Origin of the sequence: Agrobacterium sp. CCNWLW32 (genome assembly GCF_037083425.1) — a bacterium.
GTDB lineage: Bacteria > Pseudomonadota > Alphaproteobacteria > Rhizobiales > Rhizobiaceae > Agrobacterium > Agrobacterium radiobacter.
The window spans coordinates 1-595 of sequence record NZ_JBAOJM010000044.1 but is presented as its reverse complement, the minus strand read 5'-3'; the positions used below and the strand labels follow the sequence as shown (position 1 = coordinate 595).

The 595-nt window shown below is 63.2% G+C and carries 1 protein-coding gene; it reads left to right on the top strand.

The features are described 5' to 3' along the window. The coding region (locus V6R85_RS26030) for an MFS transporter (protein WP_174054495.1) at positions 1–595 on the top strand (595 nt) is incomplete at both ends.

Genomic DNA, 595 nt, shown 5'->3' with positions numbered 1-595 from the left:
TGGGATGGCGCATCGCCATGTCGATGACGGCGGGGCTTGCCGTAATTGCGATGCTGCTGCAGATACTCAGCCTGCCGTCGCTGCCGGCAAGTACGAGCAACAGTCTTTCCGATGTTCTGCGGCTGACGCGGCGGCGCAGCGTTCAACTGGGGATGCTGGCAATCCTGTTGCTGATGACGGGGCATTTCGCCGGTTCGGTCTATGTGCGTCCCTTCCTCGAACAGGTGACGCTGCTTGACACCACGCCGATTGCCCTCGCCCTGCTCGGCTTTGGCGTCGCTTCGGTGATCGGCAATGTGCTGGGGGGCCGGATGGCTGACACCAGTATCCGCCTCGCGCTCATCGTCACCGCCGCCCTGATGGCATTTGCGACGATCGCCCTCGTTGTCTGGGGTGTTCATACCGGTGCCGCATTTGCCCTCGTCGCCCTTTGGGGCCTTGCCTTCGGCATGGCGCCCGTGGTGCTGCCGACCAACCTTTCCCGCGGCGCACCCGACGCCCTGGAAGCAGCAGGCAGCCTGATGGTCGTTTCCTTTCAGGTGGCCATCAGTATCGGTGCGGTTTTCGGCGGCTATATCGTGGATTCCTACGGTGC